Genomic DNA, 24,478 nt, shown 5'->3' with positions numbered 1-24,478 from the left:
GCGCTGCGCTTACAGCGTGCCCAGTACGTTAAGAAACCAGCCCCGGCTACGGTAGGACAGATCCGTCAAGTCGTCGGAATAGCGGGTGAAGTTGTAGCCCACGCCAATCTTGACGTGCTTGTCGATATGGCGATACACGCCCAGCAGCAGGCCGGCACGGGCATCCTGGGCTTCTTTGGCACGCAGGGTGCGCCATTCGGCCAGCGCGTCCCATTCTTTTACCACGTGCCAGTCGGCGCGCAGCACCAGCAGGTCGGCGCGGCTGGAAAACCACTCACCACTGGTTTTGTTGGCGCGCAGCTCGCCAATGCGCAAACCATATTTGGCCCCTAGCGACAGCCTGGGCCAGACGTCCCAGACGGTGTCCACGCTGAACACCTGGCTGCGCTGGGCATAATCAGCGCTGCCCACGCCCGAGGGCGCCAACTGGCCGGCGGTGGGGGCGTTGTACAGATTGGTGTATTTGAACAGCGTGTTCCAGCGGTCGTTATCCACCGGACGATAGGCAGCGCCGAGCACCACTTCATGAAAATTGCCGTCGTAGAACGCGCCCTGGCTATTGCTGCTGCGGGAGAGATTCAGCTTACCCAGCAGGCGCCAGGCCGGGTCCAGCTGATAGCCCAGGCTGTTGCGCAGCAGCCAGACTTGCCGCTGGGTGCGGGTGCCAGCGCTGTTGCCGTGTTCGTTGCGCAGCTCCAGCGCGCCGGCATAGCTGAGTTGCTCGAATTTATACGCCGCCGAAAAGCCCAGCGCCAGGCGCTTGAGGTCGCCGCCTTGCATATCGCTGAGCGTGCCGGCTTCGGTTTTCACCCCCAGCGTCCAGCGGTCGTTGGGGGCCAGGTCCACGCCAAAGGCCTGGGTCAGGCTTTGCGGGCCGGCGCCGTGCACGGCGCGGGTTTCGCCAAACAGGCGCATCTGCTCGCTCACCCGATAATCCGCCCCGCTCACCCAGGCGCCGCTGCGGCCGCGATAGCTGTGCTCGGGGTTGTCGCTTTCCAGCCGGTAGTCCAGATAGGCGGTGCTACGGTCGGAAATCCGGTAATCCACCCCCAGCTTGCCACCCACGCCCAGGCTGCCGTCCGAGGCTTCGGCGTTCAGGCCGGCGCGGTCGTTCAGGCGCAGGCGGCCACCCAGGCCAGCGCGGTGGTTGGCCTCGCGCTCGCCACTGCGCGCCAGCGTGGCCTGCACAAAGCCATAGGCCGACCAATCTTCGGTCTGTCCGGGCGTGCCATCTTCCTTGGGCGGGGTGTAATCAGCGCGGACAATGGCATCGGTGCGCGCGCCGTTTTGCGATAGCGTGGGGCTGGCGTTGGCCACGGCGTTGTCGCGGCGGTCGTGGCGCAGCGCGCCAGAAAGCTTCCACTGGGCGTCCAACTGGGTGACCACACCCACTTCGACATTGCGCTGGGTTTGCGTGTCGGCCACGCGGCTGTCGGCCTTGACCCGCAGTTCGCTGGCCTCGCTCAGCGCCATGCTGCCCTGCACGCCAAACTGACGCACCGCTTCGCCATTGCCAAACACCTGGCCCGGTGCGGCAAAGCCGCGCTCGCGCTGCTGCCAGTAGCCGGTGAACTGGCCCTGGCCGCCGTCGATCCAGTCGGCCAGGTCCAGCCGGGCTTCCAGCCGGCGGGCACTGGCATCGCGGATCACGCTGCTGGCCTGGGCATTAAAACCAAAGCCGCCGTCCTGCGAATAAAAACTGGTGGTGCCCGGCCCGCTGGCGCGGGCAAATTCGGCGCGCAGCTGGCTGCCGGCAGACAGGCGCAAGGTGGCGTCCAGCCCGCGCAAGGTTTGCTGGCTGGCATTTTCGCCCTGACGATACTGGGTAATGCCCAGTAGCAGCAGATCATTCAGCCAGTGGGTGGCGCGCAGGCCGACGGTCTGATTGCCGATTTCGCTCAGGCCCGGCACATATTCATAGCTGCTGACCAGATACAGCGGCCGCCCGCTCAGGCTGCTGGTATACACCAGCCCGCCGCCGCTGGCGGTGGACGGCAAAGGTTCGCGCAGCAGGATGCGGCCTTGCAGATAGTTCACTTCGTAATCCGCGCCGGCGGTCAGTTGGCGGCGCTCCAGCACCAGGCCAGAATCCGGGTCGCGTACTTCCACCCACACGCGCTCGGAACCCTGGGTGATGTCCTGGTGGCGCAGGTAATACAGCGAGCCGCCGGTTCCGCGAAATTCTTCGCGCGCGCCCAGTGTGCCAGGGTCGGCGGCAAAGGCTTCCAGCTGGCTGCGTCGCTCGCCAAACGGGGTGGCGTCTTCCGAGCGCCAGCGCGCCAGCGCGCCGTACAGGCCGCGCGAGTATTGAATCAGCTCGCTGCCTGCCCATTGCGTCTGGAAGTTCCCCCACATCACCTGTGAGTCGCCACGCGCCAGACGCACAAAGAATTTGCCCTGGGTGGGGGCGTCGTCCACCGTGCTGCTGTCGTCGCCGTATACCGGGTAATACTGGTTGGGGTCGATATTGCGCAGCAGATAGCGCGGGTCTTTGGCGGTAAAGTTGGAAAACAGATTTTTTACCGGCTGTTCGCGGGTGTCTGCGGCGGCGGTGAGCAGCCAGTCGCCCTTGATCTTGCCCTTGAGGTAAAACGCCGCGCGGCCGTCCAGATGGCCGCCAGAGGTGGCCTCGTTGTCGCCGCTCACCAGTTGCGCCGGGCCGCTCACCTGGCTTTGGCTGAGGGTCAAATCCCCCACGGCGATATAAAACCAGTCCTGATCGGGAATGGACACATTGCGGCGGAACATCGCCTCGCGGCCATCCGGCTCGCTGACGATCACGTCCAGCTGATGCGGGCCGGCGGGCAGAATCTGGCGCAGCACAAAGCGGCCTTGTCCATCCACCGGGGCGGACAGGCCCAGCGCCGTCACGCGCTGGCCGGGACGCAACTGGCCGCTGACGCTGACCGTGCCGCCGGTGACCGGAATATGCCCCAGCGCGCGGACGTTTTCGCCCCAGCCGGTCAAGGCTTCGCGCGCGGGCGCCTGCAAGTCGGCCAGCGGCCGGGCGCGGCTGGCAAGGTTCAAGGCTTTCAGCGCGGTTTCGTCAAAGCGGCCATCGCGGTCGTACACGCGCAGCAGATAGGCGTATTCATCCTGGCCTTCAGCCGGCGGCGTCCATTCGCCCCCTTTGGCCCAATCCAGCGGCGCCACCGCCAGCGGCCGTTCGTCCGGGCGCTGGCCGCGCTTGAACACCCGCAGTTCGGCGCGCTGAATCCAGCGCACATAGTTGCTATAGGCGGCAAACGCCACCGGCTGGCCACGCAAGGCCAGGTCACGCAGCGTCCACACATTCAGGCTGGGGGTGGCCGCGAGGTCGTCGTACTTGATCTGGATGTCAGCTTGTTCCAGCGCCACATCGGTGCAGCGCTGGCGGTCGGCCTCGTTCACCGGCTGGCCCAGCACCAGCGGCTCACCGTCCACGGTTACCCGAAACGGCAGATCCGGCTGTTCGGCCTGGGCGGCGCAGGCCGGGCGTGGCGGCGTCACGGCGGCAAGCGGGGCATCGGTGGCGGCCCACAGGCGGATATCCACCCGGCGGTTGCGCGCCATGCCGGCGGCACTGGCATTGCTGGCGCGCGGCGCGCGCGCGCCCTGGCCGGCAATCGACACCTGTTCTGCCGCCAGTTGCCAGCCCTGGCGCAGATACTGCGCCACGCTCAGCGCGCGGGCTTCAGACAGCGCCTGGTTGTCGGCAAATTGCTGACGGGCGCGCGCCGACAAGCGTTGATTGTCGGTGTGGCCCACCACCGCCAGGCGCAGGCCAGGCTGACCGGCATGGCGCGCCAGCAGCGCATCCAGCGCCTGGCGGGCGGCCGGGGTCAGCTCGGCGCGGCCAGACACAAACAAGGCGCCGCTGGCGTCGTCCAATGCCAGTTCGCGCAGCGGCGCGGCGGCCGGTGGGCTGGCGGCGCGCCAGGCGGCCCAGTCGGCGCGGCTGACGCCGGAAGGCAGCGGATAGGGGGCGAGCGGCTGGCGCTCTCCCGGCGCGGGCAGGGCCTGTTCGTCAAGGCGGGCGTTGTCGCGGCGCTTGCCATCATCGGCGTGCGCCAGCGGGGCGTTCAGCGTGGACCAGGCCAGCAGGATGGCGCCCAGCAGGCGCGATGGGGTGCATGTGGCCGCCATCATTGCGCGCCTCCTTGCAATGACGGGTGGGCGGGCAGGGTTTCTTGCTCGATCAGCAGCGGCGGCGCGCCATCCTGGCGATACAGCCGGTACAGCTCGCCGCGCAGGGCGTCCAGCCGGCTGGCCTCACGGCTCAGCGGCGGATGGGCCAGGCGCAGCACCGACGGGCGGGCGCGCAAGGCCTCGGCCAGCGCCGGCAACTGCGCCGCCCAGCCAGACTGCAGGCGATCTTCGCCAGGCACAAAGGCGCGGTCGTCAAACTCCAGACGGAATACCTTGTGAATGGTGGCGCCAAAGTTCAGCTTGACCAGCTTGCCGCGCGTCACCCGCACATCGCGCGGGTTTTCCGTGGTGAGACGGTAGCCAGATGGCAGGGTGCGCTCGTCCAGCTTCATGACAAAGTTGCTGCCACGGTCCGCCTGCGGCACGGCGGCGCACGGCACGTGAAAGCGCCCGTCAGCGTCGCTGGTCACCAGCAGGCCACGGGCAGTGACCACGCGCACATTGGCAATGCCCGGCTCGCCGTCGTCCTGATAGCCGTTGGCGTTCTGGTCGTCAAACACCTTGCCGATGATGTCGCTGCAATCAAAGGTGGGGTCGGGCACGATGCGCACGGTGGCGCTGGCGATATTGGACAGCACGCTGCCAGCGGCGTCGGCCGCCCAGGCTTCGTTGCTGTATTCGCCCTCACCCACGCCGCTGCCCACCAGCAGGATCAGCTTGAGCTGGCGGTTTTGCCCGCTGCCCACGCTCAGCCCCGGCCAGCTGAGCTGGCGACCGTTGACGCGCGGTTCGATGGCCACGCCATCCAGGCGCGCCGAACCTTGCCGGTAGCGAAAGCCCGGCGGCACGCGATCCACCAGACTCACACCAGCCGCTGGCGCACTGTCGGCGGCATTGCTGACGGTGACGGTATAAGGCACCAGACCACCACGGCTGACATTGACCAGCGGCGAGGTTTTGCTCACCCGCAGCCGTCCGCTGGTGAACGGGTCCAGTGGGAGATGGTTGTTGACCACATTGGCCGATGAGGCCACGCCGCCAATCACCAGATCAAAGTCAAAGTAATACTGCGTGCTGTTGGCGCCGCCCGTCACGATGCCCTGGCAGGCGGCTGGCTGATGCAGCGGCACGCTGGCCGCCGGCTGGCGGTTGCTGGCCTGCACCAGTGACGGTTCGGGCAGGTTGGCCACCCGCAAACCGCCCGCACATACCGGAATCAGGCTGGATGGCGCATTGACATAGCCGGCCGGGTAGGTGGTGATCACCAGGCTGTAGCGGCCAGATGGCGCGGTGGGGTTGAGCAAAAATTGATACATGCCATCGCTGCCGGTGGTCACCGCGCCGACGCCGCCCACCACATGGCTGCTGGCGTCAAAGCCGGCCGGGCCGCGAATGGTGACGACGGCGCCAGCCACGGGCTGGCGGGTGACGGCGTCGTAAACAATCCCGGCCGGGTCCAGCGGCAGGCTTTGTTCCAGCACATTGGCGCCTGGCTCCAGGGTCAGGCCGCTGAGCGTGCCGCCGCTCTGGCTGGCGCCGGCCGGGTTGGCGCTGCTGACCACGCCATTGGCAAAGCTCACGCCTTGCTCGTTGGGGCGGGCCAGGCCATACACCAGGCCGGTTTGCGGGTGGCGGAAGCGAATTTGATAGCCGCTGCCCGGCGACAGCTCGACAAAGGCATAGCCGCCCTGGGCGTCGGTTTGCGTGCTGGCCAGCACGGCGCCATCACGCAGCAGCTCTACCGTCCAGCCAGCTTGCGGCTGCGAGGCCGGGTCGGCAAAGCGGCGGGTGTGCGATTGATCCAGCCAGACATGGCCGCGCACGCTGGCCAGCAGCGCCACTTCGGCCACGTCGGTGGCGGTGTTGTTGCCGGTTTTATCCAGCGGCTCGCTGACGCCGCTGACCCTGGCGCTGTTGCTGACCTGCTTGCCGCCCAGGCTGGCATCCACCTTGACCTTGATCACAATTGGCGCGGCGCTGCCGCCAGCGGCCAAGCTCATGCTGCTGGCGCAATGCACCGTGCGGCCGCTGACCGTGCAGGTCCAGCCGTCGCCAGTGACAGCGCCCTGCACGCTTAGGCCCTCTGGCAGGGTGTCATCCACAAACACATTGCCAGTGCTGGCGCTGCCGCCCTGGTTGCTGACGGTCAGCATATAGCTGCCCACTCCGCCCGCAGTGAACACCGCCGGGGCGTGGCTCTTGCTCAGGATCAGATCAGGCTGGGCGCCGCCCGCAGAGGTTGCCACGGGGATTTCGGCAAAGTTGTTATCTGCCGACACGGTGTTGCTGCCAGCCAGGTTGATGCCGGTAATCGTGCTGGGCACCACGGCCGGCACACTGGCCACCCCGCCGGTAGAACCTGCGATGGTTTTGCCGTTTTTGCTGGATGGCGGTTGCACTGGCTCGGTGACGGTATAGCTGCTGCCTTCCGGCACCCCGCTGAACATATACGAGCCATCTGCCGAGGTGTTGACCGTGCGGGTGACGGCGTTGCCGTTGATGTCATTGCCGGTGAGGTTGAGCGTGACATTGGCAATGCCCAGGTCGCCGGCATTTTGTACGCCATTGTCGTTGCTGTCGTAGAACACCTTGCCGGACAGGGTGCGGCCATTGGGGATTTCGGCAAAGTTGTTGCCGGTGGACACCGTGCCCGGCGGCAGAATGATGCTGTTGATCTGGCTGGGCAGCACCCCCACCGCCGTGGCAGTCCCCGCCGTGCCACCATTGCCCACCGCGCCAACCGTGGTGATGCCATTGCTGGAACCGGTGGGTTGGGTGGGTTCCACCACGGTGTAGGTGCCGGGTGACAGCCCGGTAAAACTGTACTGGCCGCTGGCATTGGTGGTGGTGGTGGCCACCAGGGCATTGCTGGCGTTGAACAGCTGGATGGTGACCGAACCCAGGCCATTGTCGGCGCCGTTTTGCACGCCGTTGTTGTTCTGGTCGAGGAACACCGTGCCGGAGATTTCACCCGCCACCACTTCGGCAAAGTTGTTCTGCACCGAGCCGCCCACCTGGCCGCCGCCGGCTGCGTTCAGCATGATGTTGACGATCTGACTGCTGCTGGCCGACGGGTTGCTGGCGATGCCGGTCGTGCCGGTGCTGCCACTGTTGCTGACAATGCTGCCAGCGCTGGTGATGCCGTTGCTGGTGCCGGTCGGTTGTGCGGGCTGGCACACCGAATAGGCGCCGGCAGCCAGTTCGGCAAACAGATAATTGCCCAGCGCATCGGTGCTGGCGCTGCTCAGCAGCGCACCTGCGCAGCTGGCGCCCGCACGCAGCTCGATCGACACGCCTTCCAGCGGGGTATCCACCCCGCTGTCGTACACGCCATTCGGGGTGACGTTATTGTCCTTGAACACCCGCCCAGAGATATAGCCCTTGTCGCTGATGGTCAGCGTGGCATTGGCCGGGGTGGGGTTATTGCCCAGGCTGGTTTTCAGCGCGCCAGCCGGGATATTGTTGGTGTGCACGCCGGCCGTGGCGCCGGTGACATCCACGCTCAGCGTGCAACCGCCAGCCGGAATGGTGGCGCCATTGTTCAGACGCACCGTGGTGGCGCCAGCGGCAGCGCTGGTGCCGCCCACGCAGGTGGTGCTGACATTCGGCGTGGTGGCCACTTGAATCTGCCCCGGTGCGCTGGGCAGTACGTCGTCAAAATCGCTGGTCAGGGTGATGGCGCTGGCGTTGCTGTTGCTGAATACAATCGTCAGCCGCGACACGCCAGACGGTGGAATCACCGCCGGGCTGAACTGCTTGCTCACCCCCACCGGCTGCGACACGATCAGCTGCGCGCTGGTGGGTTCTTCGTTTTTCACCCCTTCCAGCGTGCTCACCACTTGCGTGGCCAGCGTGTTGGTATACGTGCCAGGGGTGTTGCTCAACACATTCACCTGTACCGTGCAGCTGCCGCTGGCCGGGATAGTGGCGCCAGTCAGCCGGAAGCTGGTGGCCGATGGCGTGGCCGTCACCGTGCCGCCGGCACAGGTGGTGCTGGCGCTGGGCGTGGCAGCCACCACCACACCGGCCGGCAGGCTGTCGGTAAACAGCGCCTGGGTAACGGCAGCGGCATTGGGGTTGGCAATGTTTACCGTCAAGGTAACAGCTGCCCCGGCCAGGGCAGTGGCAGTGCCCGTGGTAAAGCCCACCGGGTTGCCGCTGTCCAGGGTTTTGTTGGCAAAGGCTTTGTGAATCACCAGCGGCGATTTGACTTTCAGCGTGTCGCTGGCCGGCTGCGAATTGGTGGTGGGCACACCGCCGGTGGTGGCAGTCACCGCATTGGCCGGGATGGTGTTGGTGTAATCGCCCTGGGCAGCCACCAGCACATCCAGCTCGGCATAGCAGGTGCCAGACACCACGCCCACCGCAGCGGCCACGGTGGCGCCAGTAATCTGTACCTGATTGGCCGTCGGCGCCGTCAGGCTGCCGCCCGCGCAGGTGATGGTGGGGTTGGCGCCAGCCGGCACGCTCATCGCTGCCGGCAGATTGTCGGTGACCGAGACATTGTTCACCGCCTGGGCGGTGGGGTTGTAAAAAGTGATGCGCAGGCGAGCGCGCTCGCCCGGCTTGACCGGGTTGGGGGTGAACTGCTTGACCAGGCCCAGATTGCTGTTGATGGTCAGGCTGGTGTTGGCCGGGCCGACATTGCTCAGGCCCTGATCCGTGCTGACCGCCCCCACCGGAATAAAATTGGTGATGCCGCCCACTTTGGACGAGGTGACGTTTACCTTGATCGTGCAACTGCTGTTGGCAGCCAGCGTGGCGCCAGACAAGGACAGCTGATTGCTGCCGGCGGTGGCAGTCACCAGACCGCCCGGGCAGGAGGTTTGCGCGGCCGGATTGGGGGCAATCGCCCAGCCATTCAGCGGCGACGAAGAAACCCCATCGGTAGTGAAATAATCGCTCAGCGACAAGCCAGTCACCGCCTGGGTGCCGGCGGTGACTGTGATGGTCAGCTCGCTGACCTGGCCCGGAAAAGTCAGCGTGCTGGGGTTGGTGGCCTTGGCCAGGGTGATATTGGTAGGCGGACTCCAGTTCAGCGTGCCCACCACGGCGGTGGCGTTCATCACCCCGCCGCTGGCAGTCAGATTGCCGGCCGGAATGGTATTCACCCAGTTGGCCGCGCCCGTGGCCACCACGTCGAACAGCACATCGCAATTGCCGCCGGCCGCCAGCGTGGCGCCGCTCATGCTCACCGAATTCCCGCCAGCGGTAGCGCTGACCGTCGGGCTGCCCGAGCAGGTGGAATACGCATTGGTCGGGCTGGCCACCACCATGCCGGCCGGCAGCGGGTCGGTGACCGAAACATTATTCAACAGGGTGGCGCCGCCATTATTGATGCGAATCAGCACGGTGGCGCGCCCGCCGGACGACACCGAGGTGGGCGAAAACGTCTTGCTGGCGCCCAGCGAGCCGGTGTAGGTCAGCGTGGCGGTATTGCTGTTCACCGCCGCCAGCAAATGGGTGGTGCCGTCGGCGTAGGTTTCGGTGCCCGAGGCGGTCGCCGTGTTATTGAACACCCCGGCCGGGCCGACTACATCCACCTGCACCACACACGTGCCATCGGCACCGGTGCCATTGCTGGCGCGTGCCGGCACGGTGCCGCCATTCAGCGCCAGCGAAGTCGAGCCAGAGGCGGCGGTGATCACGCCTGCGCCGCAGGTGGTGGCGGCATTGGCCGGGGTGGCAATGCGCAATTGCCCGCCGCCAGATACCGCCAGCGGCAAGGTATCCGCCACCGCCAGGCCGGTAATCGGATTGGCCGAGCGGTTGCTCAGGGTCAGGGTCATGCGGCTGATGGTGCCTTCCGACACCGGGCCAGCCGGGCTGAACGCCTTGTTCAGGCTGAGCACGGCGCTATTGACCGAAGTGCTGGTGGTGCCAGACGGCGCGCCATTGCACAAGGCGCCGCCACTGTGGCACACGCCGTTGGCGGCGATATTGTTCTGGATGGTGGCGCCATTGGCCACGCCGGTATTGACCATGGCCCAGAAGGTGATGCTGCAACTGCCGGGCGTGCTGGCGCTGCTGCGTTGCGGCAGGTTGCCGATGGTGAACACCGGCGTGGTGGCGCCGACCGCACCAGCCACCCCCAGCGTGCCGCAGCCGGCACTCAGCGTCGGCGTGTAGTTGTTGCCGTTGATGGTGCCGGTCAGAAAGCGGGTGTTCACCAGGGTATCGCTGACGGTGACATTGGCGCGATCCGAGCCAGAATAATTATTCACCGTCAGGGTAAAGCGGATCGGGTTGCCTGGCGCGACGTTGCCGCTGCCGGACGGCGTGGCGCTTTTCAGCACTTCCAGGTCATCAGCCACCAGGACCGAGGCCGAAGCGGACTTGCTGACAATGCCAGGCGCGGTGGTGCCCACTGCACCTTCGGCCAGGGTATTGGTAAAGGTGATCGGCACCCCGGAAGCTTGTGACGTGCCGACAAAGGGCACGGTGACGGTGCAGCTGCCATTGGCCGGAATGCTGCCGCCCGTCAGCGTCACCCCCAGATTGCCCGCCGTGGCGGCTACCACGCCGCCGGCACAGGTGGTGCTGGCCCCGGCGGCCACTTTCAGGCCATAGCCGGCATTGCCCACGCCATCAATCGGGCTGTCGGTCAATGAGGTCAGGGTCAATGCGCTGGCGCCATCGTTGTACAGGGTGATGGTCATGTTGTCGCTCTGACCACTGGCCAATGCGGCATGGGCAAAGGCTTTGCTGACCCGCAAGGGTGAATTCACCGTGATCGACGCCGTGGCATTGGCCGGCACCAGGCCCAGATCGCTGGTGAAGTTGGCGCTGCCCTGAATCACATTGGTTTGTGCGCCGGTGCTGTACAAGCCATTGGATTGGCGTGCCTCCACCTTGACCGTCAGCGTGCAGCTGCCATTGGCCGCCACCGTGCCGCCCGTGGCGGTCAGCGTGGTATCACCGGCCGCGGGGGCAAATGTGGGCGCGGTGCCCGCCCCAGTGCAGGTGGTGGTGGCCGCCGGCGGATTGGCCACCTGAATCACTGCGCCGCCACCGCCCAGGGTGGGGAAAACATCAGTGATGCTGAAATTGGGGATGGCAATCGGGTTGGTGGGGTTGTTCAGCGTAATGGTCAGCGTCACGGGTGCGCCACCCAGCACGGCGGTGCTGTTGCTGAAGTTTTTGTTCAGCGTGGGCAAGGCCACCGGCTTGACGTTGACGGTCTGGCTGACATTGCCGACGTTGGTCTGCGCGCCCGGATCAGTCCCGGTCACGGCATTGCTGGCCACGGTATAGGTGTAGGTGACACTGCTGCCTGACGAGGAGCCGGCCGTCACCGGGATACGGATCACACACGTGCCGTCAGTGCCTGCCGCACGCATGGGAATCACCCCGCCGGTCAGCGAGATGTTCTGCGTGCCAGGGGTGGCAGTGAGCACGCCCACGCCGGCCGAGGTGGTGGGGCCGGCCGGGTCGGTGCAGGTATAAGTGGCCGCACCGGCAATCCGCAGGGCATTGGGCCAGACACCAGGCAGGGTATTGGCAAACGCCACATTGGTGATGGCTGCCGTGGTGTTATTGTTGGACAGGGTGATTTGCAGCTGGGTGGTTTCACCCGGATAGATGTCGGTGGCCCCCACCAGCGTCACCGAGGCCCCCAGGCCCGCCCAGGCCGGCATGGCCGCCAGCCAGAGCATTCCCACCAGCAGCATGCGCAGCCGACATATCCATCCCACCACTTGCATCATTTGGCAACCATCCCCGGCCTTCACCTCAACGGCAAAGACACGCAAAACATGTCAGGAAAATGTCGCGACGGCAGGCCATGGCCCAGCCCATGAGGCAAAAGTGGGAAATGCGCAGGACAGTGCACAATCCAGCATACGTATGCACGATTTTTTGGCGACAAAACGCTTTTGGCATGCGATGGCAGACATAATATGCCAGCCAGACACGCCCACAGCACTTTCAGCACAGAAACTAGGTATACATACTAATAGTCATGCACTACCGCGCTATTTTATGATATGGCGGTAGTTTTTGCGTCACTTTATTGCGGCCACGATCTACATCCCGACAGTTTTCACCCTGAACAGCCTGTTTCAGCAGGCAGGATGACGTCAGGAAAGGTCATGGCACAGACAGGGACAGCTTTGGTTGAGCCGACGCGAACGATCTTGGTATTTTTACGTAATTCTCGTGCAAAACCTAGTGTGAACTTGTGCTGACAGGTAAAAAACCTATGTCAGCGCGCATTTTTTTGCGCAGAACCCACAGGACAGCGGGCCAAATCGGCGTCTGAACAGCCACCACGCCCCCCCCCATCGCCTTCACCCCAGGGGAGAGCTTGCCTCACCCCCCCCCCGCTTTGCCGGAGAACCTGCATGTCCACCACCACCGCGCTTGGCGCGGCCCCCGCGCACGATAGCCGCTCGCGCATTCTGGGCTTGATCAGCCTGTGTCACTGCCTGAACGACATGATGCAATCGCTGATCCTGGCCAGCTACCCGCTGCTGAAACAGAATCATGGCCTGAGTTTTACCCAGATTGGCCTGTTGACACTCACTTACCAGTGCACCTCATCACTGTTGCAACCGCTGGTGGGCTTGTATACCGACCGCAAGCCACAGCCGCGCTCGCTGATGGCGGCGATGGCCTTTACCCTGATGGGACTCTTGCTGCTCTCGCAGGCCAGCCACTTTCCTGCTCTGCTGTGTGCCGCCGCGCTGGTGGGCATGGGCTCATCCATCTTTCATCCGGAAGCCTCGCGGGTGGCGCGCATGGCCGCCGCGGGCGGCAAGGCCGGCTTTGCCCAGTCACTGTTTCAGGTAGGTGGCAATGCCGGCTCGGCACTGGGGCCACTGCTAGCGGCCACCGTGGTCTATCCACACGGCCAGACCAGCCTGGCGGCGTTTTCTGCGGTGGCGCTGGTGGCCATGGTGCTGTTGAACCAGGTCAGCCACTGGTACGCCAGTCATCCGCGCCGCCACGGCCAGCGCCCACCGGTCGAGCATGGCTATAGCCGGGCAAAGGTGGCGTTGATCCTGGGCATTTTGCTGTTGCTGGTGTTTTCCAAGTATTTCTACATGGCCAGCATGACCAGCTATTACACGTTTTACCTGATGTCGCGCTTTGCCCTGGATGTGCAAACCGCCCAGATGCTGTTGTTTGTGTTCATGTTTGCCGTGGCGCTGGGCGCCTTGCTGGGCGGGCCGCTGGGTGACCGCATCGGCCGACGGCGGGTGATCTGGTTTTCCATCCTCGGCGCAGCGCCGTTCACCTTGCTGTTGCCGCACGCCAATCTGGCTGGCACGGTGGCGCTGAGCTTTGGCGCAGGGATGATTCTGGCCTCGGCGTTTTCTTCGATTGTGGTGTATGCGCAAGAGCTGCTGCCCGGTCGGGTGGGGATGGTGTCCGGGCTGATGTTTGGCTTTGCCTTTGGCGTGGGAGGGATCGGCGCAGGCGCGCTGGGCCAGCTGGCCGACCATTACGGCGTGGAAGCGGTATACCAGTGGTGTGCCTGGCTGCCGCTGCTGGGGGTGTGCGCAATGTGGCTGCCGGATGTGCGCCACGAGCGCGCCTGACTCAGCGCGCTTTGGTGATCGCGGGTTACAAGCGCGCCAGACCATCCTCAAAAATCAAGCCATTGCGCAGCATGGCGCTGCCAACCTCTGGGTCAAAACAGGTGGCGCCGCTTTCATCGGCGGGAATCAGATTGGCGTGCGGAATCGAGATAATCGGGTGATAGACATAACACCAGGCCAGATACGACACGCCATGGGCGGTGGTGCAGTTGACCACGTCGCGCAGATACACGCGCAGCGGATATTGCCGGGTGCTCAGGCTGGGGTCGCGCATGCGCGCGGCGTTACTGGCGTCAAAGTTGAACTCCAGCTCGTCCAGCCGCGACAGCAGGCTGTAATATTCGCTGGCGCGCGGAAAGAGCAAGGTGCCCGCGATAGGAAACGGGCCATCGGGCGAATACGCCGCCGTCACCTCACGTCGGCCGGTCTGATTGCAGTTGAATATTTTGTAGTACAACGAACCCCGGGTGGTGGCCTCATCGGAGCCTTCAATCTGATGCGCAATCAGATGGTGATACAGGCCGCCGGCTTTCAAGGTGCCATACACAAACACAGGCAGGGTGACGGGATGAAGTTTCATGGGCGGGCAAGGGCAAAAACGTCATGCCCGCCCGGCAACCGGGCGGGCCTATTCTAGAACCACAGCGTAGAACGCTAACCATCGTCAATATGGCATAGACATTCACTCAGGCCAAGCCCGGCGCGCAAAAAAGCCGCCCGCACGGCCATGATTGGCCAGGCGGGCGGCTTAGAGCGGCTCACAAAACCCAGCGCAGCGCTCCTGGCTAGGCGCGCGACCGCAGACAGTACGGGTAGTACAGCAAGGTCGTGCAACAACGCCAGGAGGGTTTTGTGAGCGGCTCTTGACCTCAGGCGCGCAGCGGCTCCAGCGCGCCGGTCATGTCCACACCCTGGATGTCGGCCTGTTCGACCAGCACATGCAGAAACTGATGCAGCGCCTGGCCATGGGCTTGCGCCATCAGGTGCTGGCCCAGCATGTCGCGCACTTCTTCAAACGGCAGCGTCTGGCCGTCGCTGCGCTCGGTCACCTGAATAATGTGCAGGCCAAACTGGGTTTCCACCAGCTCGGGAGCAATCTGGCCCGGCGCCAGGGTAAAGATCATGGCGTCAAATTCCGGCACGGTCTGGCCGCGCGCCAGCATGCCCAGCTCGCCGCCTTCCATGCGCGACGGGCAGGTAGAGTGCTCTTGCGCCAGCTCGGCAAAGCGCGCCGGGTTGGCCTGAATTTCTGCCAGAACGCCCTCGGCCTTGGCGCGCAGCAGCGACAGCGGAGTGTTATCCAGCGGCTGGAACAAAATATGCCGGGCCGCCACCGATTCACCGGTCGCAAAGGCCTCGGGATGAGAGTCGTACCAGGCCTGGCAATCGGCTTCGCTGACTAGCGGGGCCGGAATGGACACCTGAATGGCCTGATTGATGCGCTCGTCATCATCCTGACCCTCCAGCCCCAGCCGCGCGGCCTCTTGCAACAACAACTGACGCAGCACCAGCTCGTGGGTGGCGTGTTGCAGCGGATTGGCTGCCTCGACATGGCGCGGCAGTTCGTATTCAATCATGGCGTCGGAAATTTCCACGCCGTTCACAGTAATGGCCATAAGCGCGCTTTCATGAAGGTCGGTCGCGCCGACCCGCCGGCGCGACCGGGCGATTATGCGCGCTTGCCCGGAGGGCGGCCACTGTGGCGCGCGCAAATTGCGCGTCTGGCTGTCGCCCCCGCGCCTGGCTTTTGCTACCCTTACGGCATCGCGCGCGGCCAGCGGCCGCCCCACCGCCCCGAATCAACAAGGAGACCCGATGCGCTCGTCCCGCCTGACCAGCCTGCTGCTGGCCGCCGCCATCGCCCCGGCGCTGGCCCTGCCCGCCAGCTACACCCCCGATCCCACCCACACCTATGTGTATTTTGAAGTAGGGCATCTGGGTTATTCCATCCAGCGCGGCCGCTTTGAGCAGGTGGCCGGCAAAATCCGGCTGGACGGCGCCGCCCAGCAAGGCACGCTGGACATCGTGGTCAGCGCGGCCTCGGTGACCACCGGCTTTGCCCAGCGCGACGAGCAATTGCGCGGCGTGGAGTTTTTTAACGTCGCCCGCTTTCCGACAGTGACGTTTCGCTCCACCGAAATGAAATTTGTTGGCGAACGGCCGATTTCAGCCAAGGGCGTGCTGACACTGCTGGGGGTGAGCAAGCCGGTCGAGCTGAAAATCAGCCAGTTTTACTGCGCCCCGCACCCGATGAGCAAAAAAGAAATGTGCGGCGCTGAGGCCAATGTCAGCATCAAACGCAGCGAATACGGCATGAACCGCTACCTGCCGGGCATTGGCGACGAAGTCAAGCTCGCGGTGCAGATCGAAGCCTTCCGCGATTGACGCCAGGCGTCAGCCGGCCATGCAAAAGCCCACCGTCAAATCGGTGGGCTTTTGCATGATTAAGCGCCGCTCTTAGCGCGGCGGCAGGATCAGCCCTGGGCCGTCGTCGTCCGGCAGCGGCTTCACCTCGGGGTCCGGGTCGCGGCCCAGTTTGCGGTCCAGGCAGTGCAAATACAGCTGCGGGTCGGGCGGGGTTTGGTAGCGCTGGGCGTGCCAGATCATTTCCGCCAGGCCGTCCATGGCGTCGTGCAAGGCCGGGTGGCGGTCTTGATGCTGGAGGCTGAGCGCGTCGATGCGGGCGCGGATGCCGGGCGGTTGGTCGATGGACAATTGCTCTTCAATCGACAGGTGCATGGCCAGGTGCAAAAAAGGATTGGTCTGGCCGTCTTCCGGCAGCCATTCGCGCTCCAGATAACGCGCTGGCGCATCCAGCACCGGGTGATATTCCGGGTGCAGCAGGATGATGGCCAGCGTCATGCGCTCCAGATCAGTCAGCGTGTCGTTGGCCTGGTGCTTGCGCCAGGTGTCGAAGAAAAAGCGGCGCGCTTCGTCGCGCGAGGGGTTGAACATCGCCGTTCTCCAGGTCAGCCGCGTTTGCGAAACACCAGGTCCCACACGCCATGGCCCAGGCGCAGGCCGCGCTGCTCGAACTTGGTCAGCGGGCGGTAGTCCGGGCGCGGCGCGTAGCCGTCGGCGGTGTTTTCCAGGGTGGCTTCCTGGCTGAGCACTTCCAGCATCTGGATGGCGTAGTCTTCCCAGTCAGTGGCCAGGTGCAGATAGCCGCCGGGCTTGATGCGCGAGGCCAGCAGGGCAACAAAGGGCGGCTGGATCAGCCGGCGCTTGTTGTGGCGCTTTTTGTGCCAGGGGTCGGGAAAAAACACATGCACGCCGTCCAGGCTGGCCGGGGCCAGCATATGGGTGAACACTTCCACGGCGTCGTGCTGAATCACCCGCACATTGCCCAGCTGGCGCTCTTCCACCAGCTTGAGCAGGCTGCCCACGCCGGGGCCGTGCACTTCCACGCCCAGGTAATCGGTGTCCGGGCGGGCCTGGGCGATGTCGGCGGTGGCGCCGCCCATGCCAAAGCCGATTTCCACCACCTTGGGGGCGGCGCGGCCAAACACGGCGTCCAGATCCGCCACCTGCGGCTGATAGCCCACGCCCAACACCGGCATCAAGGTGTCGTAAGCGCGTTGTTGACCCTTGGACATATAACCCTGGCGCAGCACAAAGCTGCGGATCGGGCGATGGGTTTGCGGGGTGTCCATTGATTATCCAGCTGATTTCAAAGGGCGCGATGTTACCGAATGGCTGGCGTGCGCGCCAGTGCGCGTCAGCCGGCCGCCGGCAGGCTGGCCAAAAAATCACCCACGGTCGGGTAGCGCAGCGGCCAGGCCAGTTCGCGGCGGGCGCGTTGGCTGTCGATGCGGCGCGATTCGCGCAAAAACGACCACAGCGCGGGCGACACTTGCTGACGCAGTTGTGCACGCGGCAGGCGCGGCGCGCGCGGCAGGGCAAAGTGCTCGGCCAGGGCGTCAAACCAGGCGCCGGTGGCCAGCGCTTCATCGTCGCCGGCGTGATACACGCGGATGCCGCCGCGTCGGCGCAAGGCGGCGCACGCCAGGCCGGCCAGATCGTCGGCGTGGATATGGTTGCTGTAGCCGTCTTCGCTGGCCAGCGCCAGCGGCGTGCCGGCGCGCAGACGCTCCAGCGGCAGGCGTTCGGCGGCGTAGATGCCGGGCGCGCGCAGGATGCTCAGGCTGGCGCCGTGGCGGCGGGCGTAGTCGCGCCAGGCGCGCTCGGCGTCCACCCGGCGCCAGGCGCGGGCCGATTCGGGGTTGAGCGGCCGGGTTTCGTCCACCCAGGCGCCGGCGCAGTCGCCGTACACGCCCGTGGTGCTGATGTACACCACCTGCTGTGGTACCATCGCGTGATATTGCAATGCGGCAATCAGCCGACGCGCGCGCGCGTCGCGCTGGCCTTCAGCAGGCGGCGGCGCGGTGTACAGCAGCGCCTGCGCCAGCCCGGCCAGCCGGCGCAGGCTGTCGGTTTGGTCCAGGTCGGCCCACACCACGCGCGCGCCCAGCGCGCGCCACTGCGCCGCCTGTTCGGCGCGCCGGCACACGGCCAGCACCCGGTAATGCCGGGAAAGCGCCGGCATGGCGCGACGGGCGACATCGCCGCATCCCACGATCAATAAGCTTGGCTTCATCCGCCAGATTGTAGCCGGGCCCCAGCAGGAAGCAAAACCGAATGACAGCGCAAGTCACCCTTCAGCCCAGCGGGCATACTTTTTCTGTTGAAACCGGCGAAACCGTGCTGGAAGCGGCCACCCGTCAGGGCGTGGCGCTGCCGTACAGCTGCCGCAACGGCGCCTGTGGCGCCTGCAAGGGCAAAGTCACCGCCGGCGAGGTCAGCCACCGTGATTACCAGCCGCACGCGCTGAGCGAAGCCGAGCGCGCCCAGGGCATGGCCTTGCTGTGCTGCGCCGAAACCCAGGGCGACCTCGCCGTGGAAGTGCGCGAGGTGAAAACCAGCGGCGACATCCAGGTGAAAACCCTGCCGTGCCGAGTGGAAAGCATCCAGCGCGTGCACGATGTGGCGGTGCTCAAGCTCAAGCTGCCGGTGTCCGAGCGCCTGCAATTCATGGCTGGCCAATATATCGACATCCTGATGAAGGACGGCAAGCGCCGCAGCTTCTCGCTGGCCAACGCCCCGCACGACGACAGCGCGCTGGAGCTGCATATCCGCCATATGCCGGGCGGCAGTTTTTCCGAGTATGTGTTTCACCAGATGAAAGAAAAGGAAATCATGCGCTTCCAGGGCCCGCTGGGCTCGTTCTTTCTCAATGAAGACTCGGACAAACCCATCCTGCTGCTGGCCAGCGGCACCGGCTTTGCCCCGGTAAAAGCCATTGTCGAGCAGGCGCTGCACGCTGGTGTCACCCGCAAGATGGTGCTGTACTGGGGCGCGCGCCAGGCGGCGGATTTGTATATGAACGAGCTGCCGCAGGCCTGGCAGGCGGCGCACGAGCATTTCAGCTATGTGCCGGTGCTGTCCGAGCCGGCGGCAGAAGACCACTGGCAGGGCCGCACCGGCCTGGTGCACCAGGCGGTGCTGGACGACTTTGCCGATTTGTCCGGCTGGGAAGTCTACGCCTGCGGCGCGCCGGTGATGGTGGAGGCCGCGCACAGCAGCTTTATCGGCGAGCGCCAGCTGCCGGCCGATGCGTTTTATTCTGATGCGTTTTTCTTGTCCAAGGACATGAAGCCGGCCGGCAAATAAGCCTGCTGCAGTCTGATGGCCCATGACGGCCGCACGCCCCACGGCGTGCGGCCGTGTGTTTTGGCCCTGGCGCGTTCACCAGCGCCACGCCAGCGCGTTCCCGGCGATGTTGCTGATCTCTACGCCAGAACGCTTATGTCCATTTTTCGCTTTTGCCTGCCTGCGGCCCTCTGCCTGGCCCTGGGCAAGACGTGCGCAGCTGAACCCGACGCCATCACCCTGCATGTGCGCGGCGCCGCCGAGCTGGCGCCGCGCCTGCAGGCTGCCGCTGAACGCTATATGACCCTTCACCGGCGCGCCAGCGTGGTGATTGTGCGCGGCGGCAGCGTGTTTGCCCTGAAATCCCTGCTGCATGGCTCGGCCGATGTGGCCATGGTGTATGGCCCGCCGCCGCTGGTGATGCGCGAGGCCCTGCGCGAGCGGCGCAACAGCCTGAACAGCGTATTGCTCGAACAGCTGCCGCTCACCCCGGTGGTGCATCCGGGCAATCCGCTGCGCGAGATCCGGCTGGACCATCTGCGCGCCATTTTTGCGGGCGACATTCAGGACTGGCGCGTGCTGGGCGGCCCGGCTGGGCCAATGACGCCCTTGGTGGAGACGCCCACCTATGGCGTGGGGCTGGCCTGGAAAGAAGCGATGGTGGGCGAACGCGGCCGGCTGGCGCGCAGTGCGCAGCTGACCACGGCGGAAGACAAAGCCGCAGACATGGCCCGCATGCCTGGCGCCATCAGCTTTGCCGCCCCCTGGCAGCTGGGCCCGGGGCTGAAGCCCTTGCGGATTGTCGCCGACGCCGCCGAGCAGGCGCGCCTGCCCTCGGCGGCGCTCAGCGCCTGGACGCGGCGCGACAGCCCGCCCGCCGTGCACGCCTTTGTAGCCGCACTGCGCGCCGGGCGAGGTGAATCATGAACACGGCGCGACACTGGCTTGCTTCGCGCAGCGGATTACTTACCCTGCTCACCCTGGCGACGCTGCTGGGCATGCTTGGCGTCGCCTGGCGGCTATACACGCCGCCCCCGCCGCCGCCGCCCCTGCTGATTGCCGGCGGGCGCTTGATCCAGCCCTTGGTGGCCGAGTTGGCGCAACGCTTCAGCCAGCAAACCGGCGAAGAAGTGCAGGTGGAGGCCGGCGGTTCGATGGCGGGCATGGCGGCGGTCAAGCGCGGCGCCATCGACATCGCCATGGTCGGCCAGCCGGTGCCAGGGCTGTTTTCTGACCCGCAAACCCGCCAGCACCTGCTGGCGCGCAATAGCCTGGCATTTATCGTTCACCACCAGTCGCCCGTGCGCAACCTCAGCCAGGCGCAGATTCGCCAGGCGCTGACCGGGCAGGTGCGCAACTGGAAAACCCTGGGCGGCCCAGATGCGCCGATTGAGGTGCTGACCTGGCGCAAACCGGCGCTGATAGCCTTATTTGTCGAGTGGATGGTGCTGGGCGGGCAAAACGTCACCCATCAGGCCAGGCAGGTGGACGACGCCAGCGACATGCTGGCCAGTGTGGCCGGCAATCCGCTGGCGCTGGGGCATGTGTCTTTGCAGGATTTGCCGTCGCGGGCCGCAGTCAGGCCATTGTCGGTCGACGGCGCGCCGTTCTCGCGCGCCACGATTTTGTCTGGCCACTATCCATATATCCAGGACATGTATCTGGTGGGCTACGGCGCCTGTAAACCGCAAGAAACCGCCTTCATGCGCTTTATTCGCACGCCCGAGGCGCAAGCCATCATCGCCCGACACAATCTGGCGCCAGTCTACCCCCACGCCACAGAAAGCGAGCCCCACCATGGCCAATGAACTGGAAGCCCTGGCGCGCCGCCACCTGGTGCGCCTGCAACGCCATACCCCCACCCGCCAGTTGCTGGCCATGCTCTGCCTGGCCGGGCTGCTGATTCTGGGCGGTTATTTTTTATATCAGTCCTTGCCACGCCAATATACCTTGCGCATTGCCGGCAGCGAGGTGGTCAGCAACCGCCATTATCTGATGCACATCCTGCAAGAAGAAGTGCTGCCGGCCGGCGTGCGCCTGCACATCGCCAGCGCCAGCGACACCAACGACACCATGGCCCGTCTCAGCCGGGGCGAGCTGGATCTGGCGCTGATGCAGGACGCCGACGCTGAGCGCTATCCCAATATCCGCCATATCGCCACCCTGCCCACGGAAGTGCTGCATGTGCTGGCGCGCCCACCGATCAAACAATTGTCCGAGCTGCGCAACCGACAGATCAACCTGGAGCCGCGCGGCAGCGAATGGCGCGAACACGCGGTGCAGGCGCTGGAATTTGCCGGCCTGCACAGCGGGCGCGACTATCTGGAAGCCAATCTGGACGAAGAAGCCTTGATGGTGCTGCCCGGCAATGTGCTGCCGGATGCGGTGGTGATTGCATCGTTCATTCCGTCGGCCTTGGTGGAATTTTTGATCCGCGAGCACGGTTACACCCTGCTGGAATTGCCGTTTCCGGCCAGCGCCCCGCATCATCTAGACTGGGGGCAGGCCAGCCAGATTCCCGCCTTTGCCTACGGCGCCGAGCCCGCCACGCCGCCACGCAATCTGCTGACCGTGGGCTCGTCGCTGCACCTGGTTGGCCACGACCACATCGACGCCCGCGCCACCCGCATTTTGCTGCACACCCTGTACGGCCCGGCGCTGACCGCCCGCTTGCACCTGCCGTTTGAAGAAAAACGCCTCACCGACTCGGCCGGTTACCCGCTGGCGGCCGGGGTGGAGGATTTTATCAAGCGCAACCACCCGCTGATTTCCAAAGAAAACTACGACAAATTCAAATCTCTGGGCGGCATGTTGTTTTCGCTGGCCTCCGCGCTGCTGGTGGCGCTGAAATGGTTTCGGGGCGAGCCGGTGATTGAAGAAGAATAAGCGCGGCAAACACCAGTTCGTGCATGGCACAAGACCAATCCGGCTTGTGCGCGGCGCCGGCCGGATCGCTTGATGCAAATCATGGGCGCCTGGGCTGCCGGCCGCCGACAATGCAGACTCCCCCGATTTTGTGAATCCGACCCATCATGCCCCCCGCCCTCACCCTTGCCCCGCACCGGGCGCTGTTCACCACTGGCGCGCTGGCCACGCTCTTGCCCATGCTCTGGTGGTTGCTGGAACTGCTAGGCCGCGCCAGCGGCATGCCCCTGCTGGATCATCCCGTGCCGGCGATGCTGGCGCACGGCCAATGGATGCTGTACGGGGTTTTTCCGCCGTTCATGGCCGGCTTTATTTTTACTGCTGGCCCGCGCTGGCTGGGCGTGAATGGCCCTGGCGCACGCGCCTTTGCCCCCTTGGCCGCCGCCTGGCTGCTCGGCCATCTGGTCACCCTGGCCGGGCTGGTGCACAACTGGCAGTGGCTTTACCAAAGCGGTCAAGGTTTGTTTGCCGTCGGCATGCTGGGATTGTGCGGGGTATGGCTGGGGGTGATCCAGCAAAGCCGCCAGCCAGACCGCCGCCACGCCTGGCTGGTGGCCGCCGGCTTTGCCTTGGGCGCAGCGGGCGCGCTGGCCGGCCTGGGCTGGGCGCTGACTGGCCGCGCCGAGCTGTGGAGCGCCATGCGCGGGCTGGCGCTGTGGGGGTTTTTATTGCCGGTGTTTCTCACCGTGGCGCACCGCATGCTGCCGTTTTTCAGCGCCAATGTGCTGCAACCCTATCAACCCTGGCGGCCGGATGGACTGTTGTCGGCGTTCTGGGCCGGCAGCCTGGGCCATCTGCTGCTGAGCCTGCTGCCGTGGGCCTGGCCGCTGTCGCTGTGGGACGCCGGCTTTGCCGCGCTGCTGGGCTACACCAGCTGGTGCTGGGGCGTGCGCCGCAGCCTGATCAACCCGCTGCTGGCCATGCTGCATCTGTCGTTTGCCTGGGCGGCGCTGGCGCTGGCGCTGTCGGCGCTCACCCCCTGGCTGGCGCTGGGCGCCGCCGCCACCCACGCGCTGGGCATCGGCCTGTTCGCCAGCCTGATGATGGGCTTTGTCAGCCGTGTGTCGCTGGGCCACTCCGGCCAGCCGCTGCGCGCCGCGCCCTGGCTGTGGCGGCTCTATCTGGCCTTGCACGGCCTGGCCCTGCTGCGGCTGGCCAGCGACTGGCTGCCGCCGTTCGCCGCCATCGGCCACCTGCTCACCGCCGCCGGCTGGCTGCTGCTGTGGGGCATCTGGTGCGCGCGCTTTGTGCCGCTGTACTGCCAGCCGCGCGCGGATGGGCAGCCGGGCTAAGCGCCGCTCACAAAACCCTCCTGGCGTTGTTACCCGACCTTGCCGTACTTCCTTGTACTGTCTGCGGTCGGGCGCCTAGCCAGGCGCGTTGCGCTGGGGTTTTGTTAGCAACTCTAAGCGCGGCTCTTTAGGAAGCAGAAGCCACCGCCCCAAGGGCGGCCTCACCGCCTCGCGACTCACCCCCCCACCAGCACAGCCCCAGCACGCACATTGCGTATTATTACCATGGTATTTTCCCGAATTGATTGGGATTAGCAAGGTGGTTAGCATAATCCACTCAGATCAACCAAAACCAGGAAATAACATGGCAAGCAAAACCGGCTCTGAAGGAAATGACATCTTTTACATGAATTCTCTGCCGATGAACCCCGGTGAAACCGCACACAGCTACGACGCCCTCGGTGGCGACGACATCGTGTACGGCAGCAGCTATGTGGACTTCATCCATGGCGGTGCGGGCAATGATCAGTTGTTTGGCAATGGCGGCGACGATGCGTTGTTGGGCTGGGCCGGCAACGACACGCTAAAAGGCGGCGTTGGCAACGACCTGCTGCATGGCGGTGATGGCAACGACGTGCTGATTGGCGAAGGTGGCTCCGATGCCCTGCTGGGCGGCTTTGGTGATGATATCTATGTGCAATACATTGGCTATGGCAACGGCCAGGACACCATCAATGATGGTGTGACTGCCAGCTACACCCCTGGTTATGGTGGCGGAATCGACTGGCTATATATCCCCAATGCGACACTTGACCAACTGATTCCTTTACGGCAAGCAAATGATTTGTGGATCAGCAGTGTAGCCGATGCCAGTGATGGTCAGATCACCGAGGGGGTGGTCATCTCAAACTTTTTCCTGGGTGGAATTTATACCATTGAAAATTTACAGACCCAGGATAGAGCGATCAGTCTGTCTGGGTACTTTGGCATAGTTTAAATATC

At 65.0% G+C, this 24,478-nt stretch carries 15 protein-coding genes; 8 read left to right on the top strand and 7 right to left on the bottom strand.

Going from position 1 to position 24,478, the window contains the following annotated elements:
* Positions 1-9: 9 nt before the first annotated feature.
* Both DFR34_RS02575 and DFR34_RS02570 read right to left on the bottom strand, forming a co-directional pair.
* Positions 10-4,128, bottom strand: a complete 4,119-nt coding sequence (locus DFR34_RS02575; RefSeq protein ID WP_211309268.1) for an OmpA family protein — start codon at positions 4,126-4,128, stop codon at positions 10-12.
* Positions 4,125-11,798, bottom strand: a complete 7,674-nt coding sequence (locus tag DFR34_RS02570; protein ID WP_211309267.1) for a DUF7933 domain-containing protein — start codon at positions 11,796-11,798, stop codon at positions 4,125-4,127. The genes DFR34_RS02575 and DFR34_RS02570 overlap by 4 nt, the downstream gene beginning before the upstream one ends.
* Positions 11,799-12,470: 672 nt before the next feature.
* Between DFR34_RS02570 and DFR34_RS02565 the strand changes: the two genes are divergently transcribed.
* Positions 12,471-13,670 (top strand): MFS transporter, encoded by a 1,200-nt coding sequence (locus tag DFR34_RS02565; RefSeq protein WP_110389598.1) that lies wholly within the window; start codon positions 12,471-12,473, stop codon positions 13,668-13,670.
* A gap of 25 nt (positions 13,671-13,695) precedes the next feature.
* Here the strand turns inward: DFR34_RS02565 and DFR34_RS02560 are convergent, their stop codons facing one another.
* Complete coding sequence (locus DFR34_RS02560; protein WP_110389597.1) at positions 13,696-14,250, bottom strand: gamma-glutamylcyclotransferase family protein; 555 nt, start codon at positions 14,248-14,250, stop codon at positions 13,696-13,698.
* Positions 14,251-14,539: 289 nt separating this feature from the next.
* Positions 14,540-15,286 (bottom strand): peptidylprolyl isomerase, encoded by a 747-nt coding sequence (locus tag DFR34_RS02555; RefSeq protein ID WP_110389596.1) that lies wholly within the window; start codon positions 15,284-15,286, stop codon positions 14,540-14,542.
* Positions 15,287-15,485: 199 nt separating this feature from the next.
* Here DFR34_RS02555 and DFR34_RS02550 point away from each other — a divergent pair, with 199 nt between their 5' ends.
* Entirely contained in the window at positions 15,486-16,055 is a 570-nt protein-coding gene (locus DFR34_RS02550; RefSeq protein WP_110389703.1) for a YceI family protein, read from the top strand.
* Positions 16,056-16,127: 72 nt separating this feature from the next.
* On the opposite strand, the gene DFR34_RS02545 is transcribed toward DFR34_RS02550, so the two are convergent.
* From DFR34_RS02545 to DFR34_RS02535, 3 genes are all read right to left on the bottom strand, one after another.
* Positions 16,128-16,625, bottom strand: coding sequence for a DUF1841 family protein (locus tag DFR34_RS02545; RefSeq protein WP_110389595.1), 498 nt, complete (start codon positions 16,623-16,625; stop codon positions 16,128-16,130).
* A gap of 14 nt (positions 16,626-16,639) precedes the next feature.
* Positions 16,640-17,323 (bottom strand): tRNA (guanosine(46)-N7)-methyltransferase TrmB, encoded by a 684-nt coding sequence (gene trmB, locus DFR34_RS02540; RefSeq protein ID WP_110389594.1) that lies wholly within the window; start codon positions 17,321-17,323, stop codon positions 16,640-16,642.
* A 65-nt stretch (positions 17,324-17,388) separates the two neighbouring features.
* Positions 17,389-18,267: an SDR family oxidoreductase gene (locus DFR34_RS02535; protein ID WP_110389593.1), complete on the bottom strand. Its 879-nt coding sequence runs from the start codon at positions 18,265-18,267 to the stop codon at positions 17,389-17,391.
* Positions 18,268-18,308: 41 nt separating this feature from the next.
* Here DFR34_RS02535 and DFR34_RS02530 point away from each other — a divergent pair, with 41 nt between their 5' ends.
* From DFR34_RS02530 to DFR34_RS02505, 6 genes are all read left to right on the top strand, one after another.
* The gene (locus DFR34_RS02530; protein ID WP_110389592.1) at positions 18,309-19,340 is read left to right on the top strand and encodes a CDP-6-deoxy-delta-3,4-glucoseen reductase; all 1,032 of its coding nucleotides are present in this window, start codon (positions 18,309-18,311) and stop codon (positions 19,338-19,340) included.
* Positions 19,341-19,475: 135 nt separating this feature from the next.
* Complete coding sequence (locus tag DFR34_RS02525) at positions 19,476-20,246, top strand: substrate-binding domain-containing protein (protein WP_158281717.1); 771 nt, start codon at positions 19,476-19,478, stop codon at positions 20,244-20,246.
* A complete protein-coding gene (locus DFR34_RS02520; protein ID WP_110389590.1) occupies positions 20,243-21,127 on the top strand; it encodes a substrate-binding domain-containing protein in 885 nt (294 codons plus the stop codon). Before DFR34_RS02525 ends, DFR34_RS02520 begins: the two co-directional genes overlap by 4 nt.
* Positions 21,117-22,205, top strand: coding sequence for a type 2 periplasmic-binding domain-containing protein (locus tag DFR34_RS02515; RefSeq protein WP_110389589.1), 1,089 nt, complete (start codon positions 21,117-21,119; stop codon positions 22,203-22,205). Before DFR34_RS02520 ends, DFR34_RS02515 begins: the two co-directional genes overlap by 11 nt.
* A gap of 146 nt (positions 22,206-22,351) precedes the next feature.
* Entirely contained in the window at positions 22,352-23,536 is a 1,185-nt protein-coding gene (locus DFR34_RS02510; protein WP_110389588.1) for an NnrS family protein, read from the top strand.
* 304 nt (positions 23,537-23,840) lie between these two features.
* Positions 23,841-24,473, top strand: coding sequence for a calcium-binding protein (locus tag DFR34_RS02505; RefSeq protein ID WP_110389587.1), 633 nt, complete (start codon positions 23,841-23,843; stop codon positions 24,471-24,473).
* The last annotated feature ends 5 nt before the right edge of the window (positions 24,474-24,478 follow it).

The sequence above is a fragment of the Rivihabitans pingtungensis genome (assembly GCF_003201855.1).
GTDB lineage: Bacteria > Pseudomonadota > Gammaproteobacteria > Burkholderiales > Aquaspirillaceae > Rivihabitans > Rivihabitans pingtungensis.
This window is presented reverse-complemented; position numbering and strand designations above follow the sequence as displayed.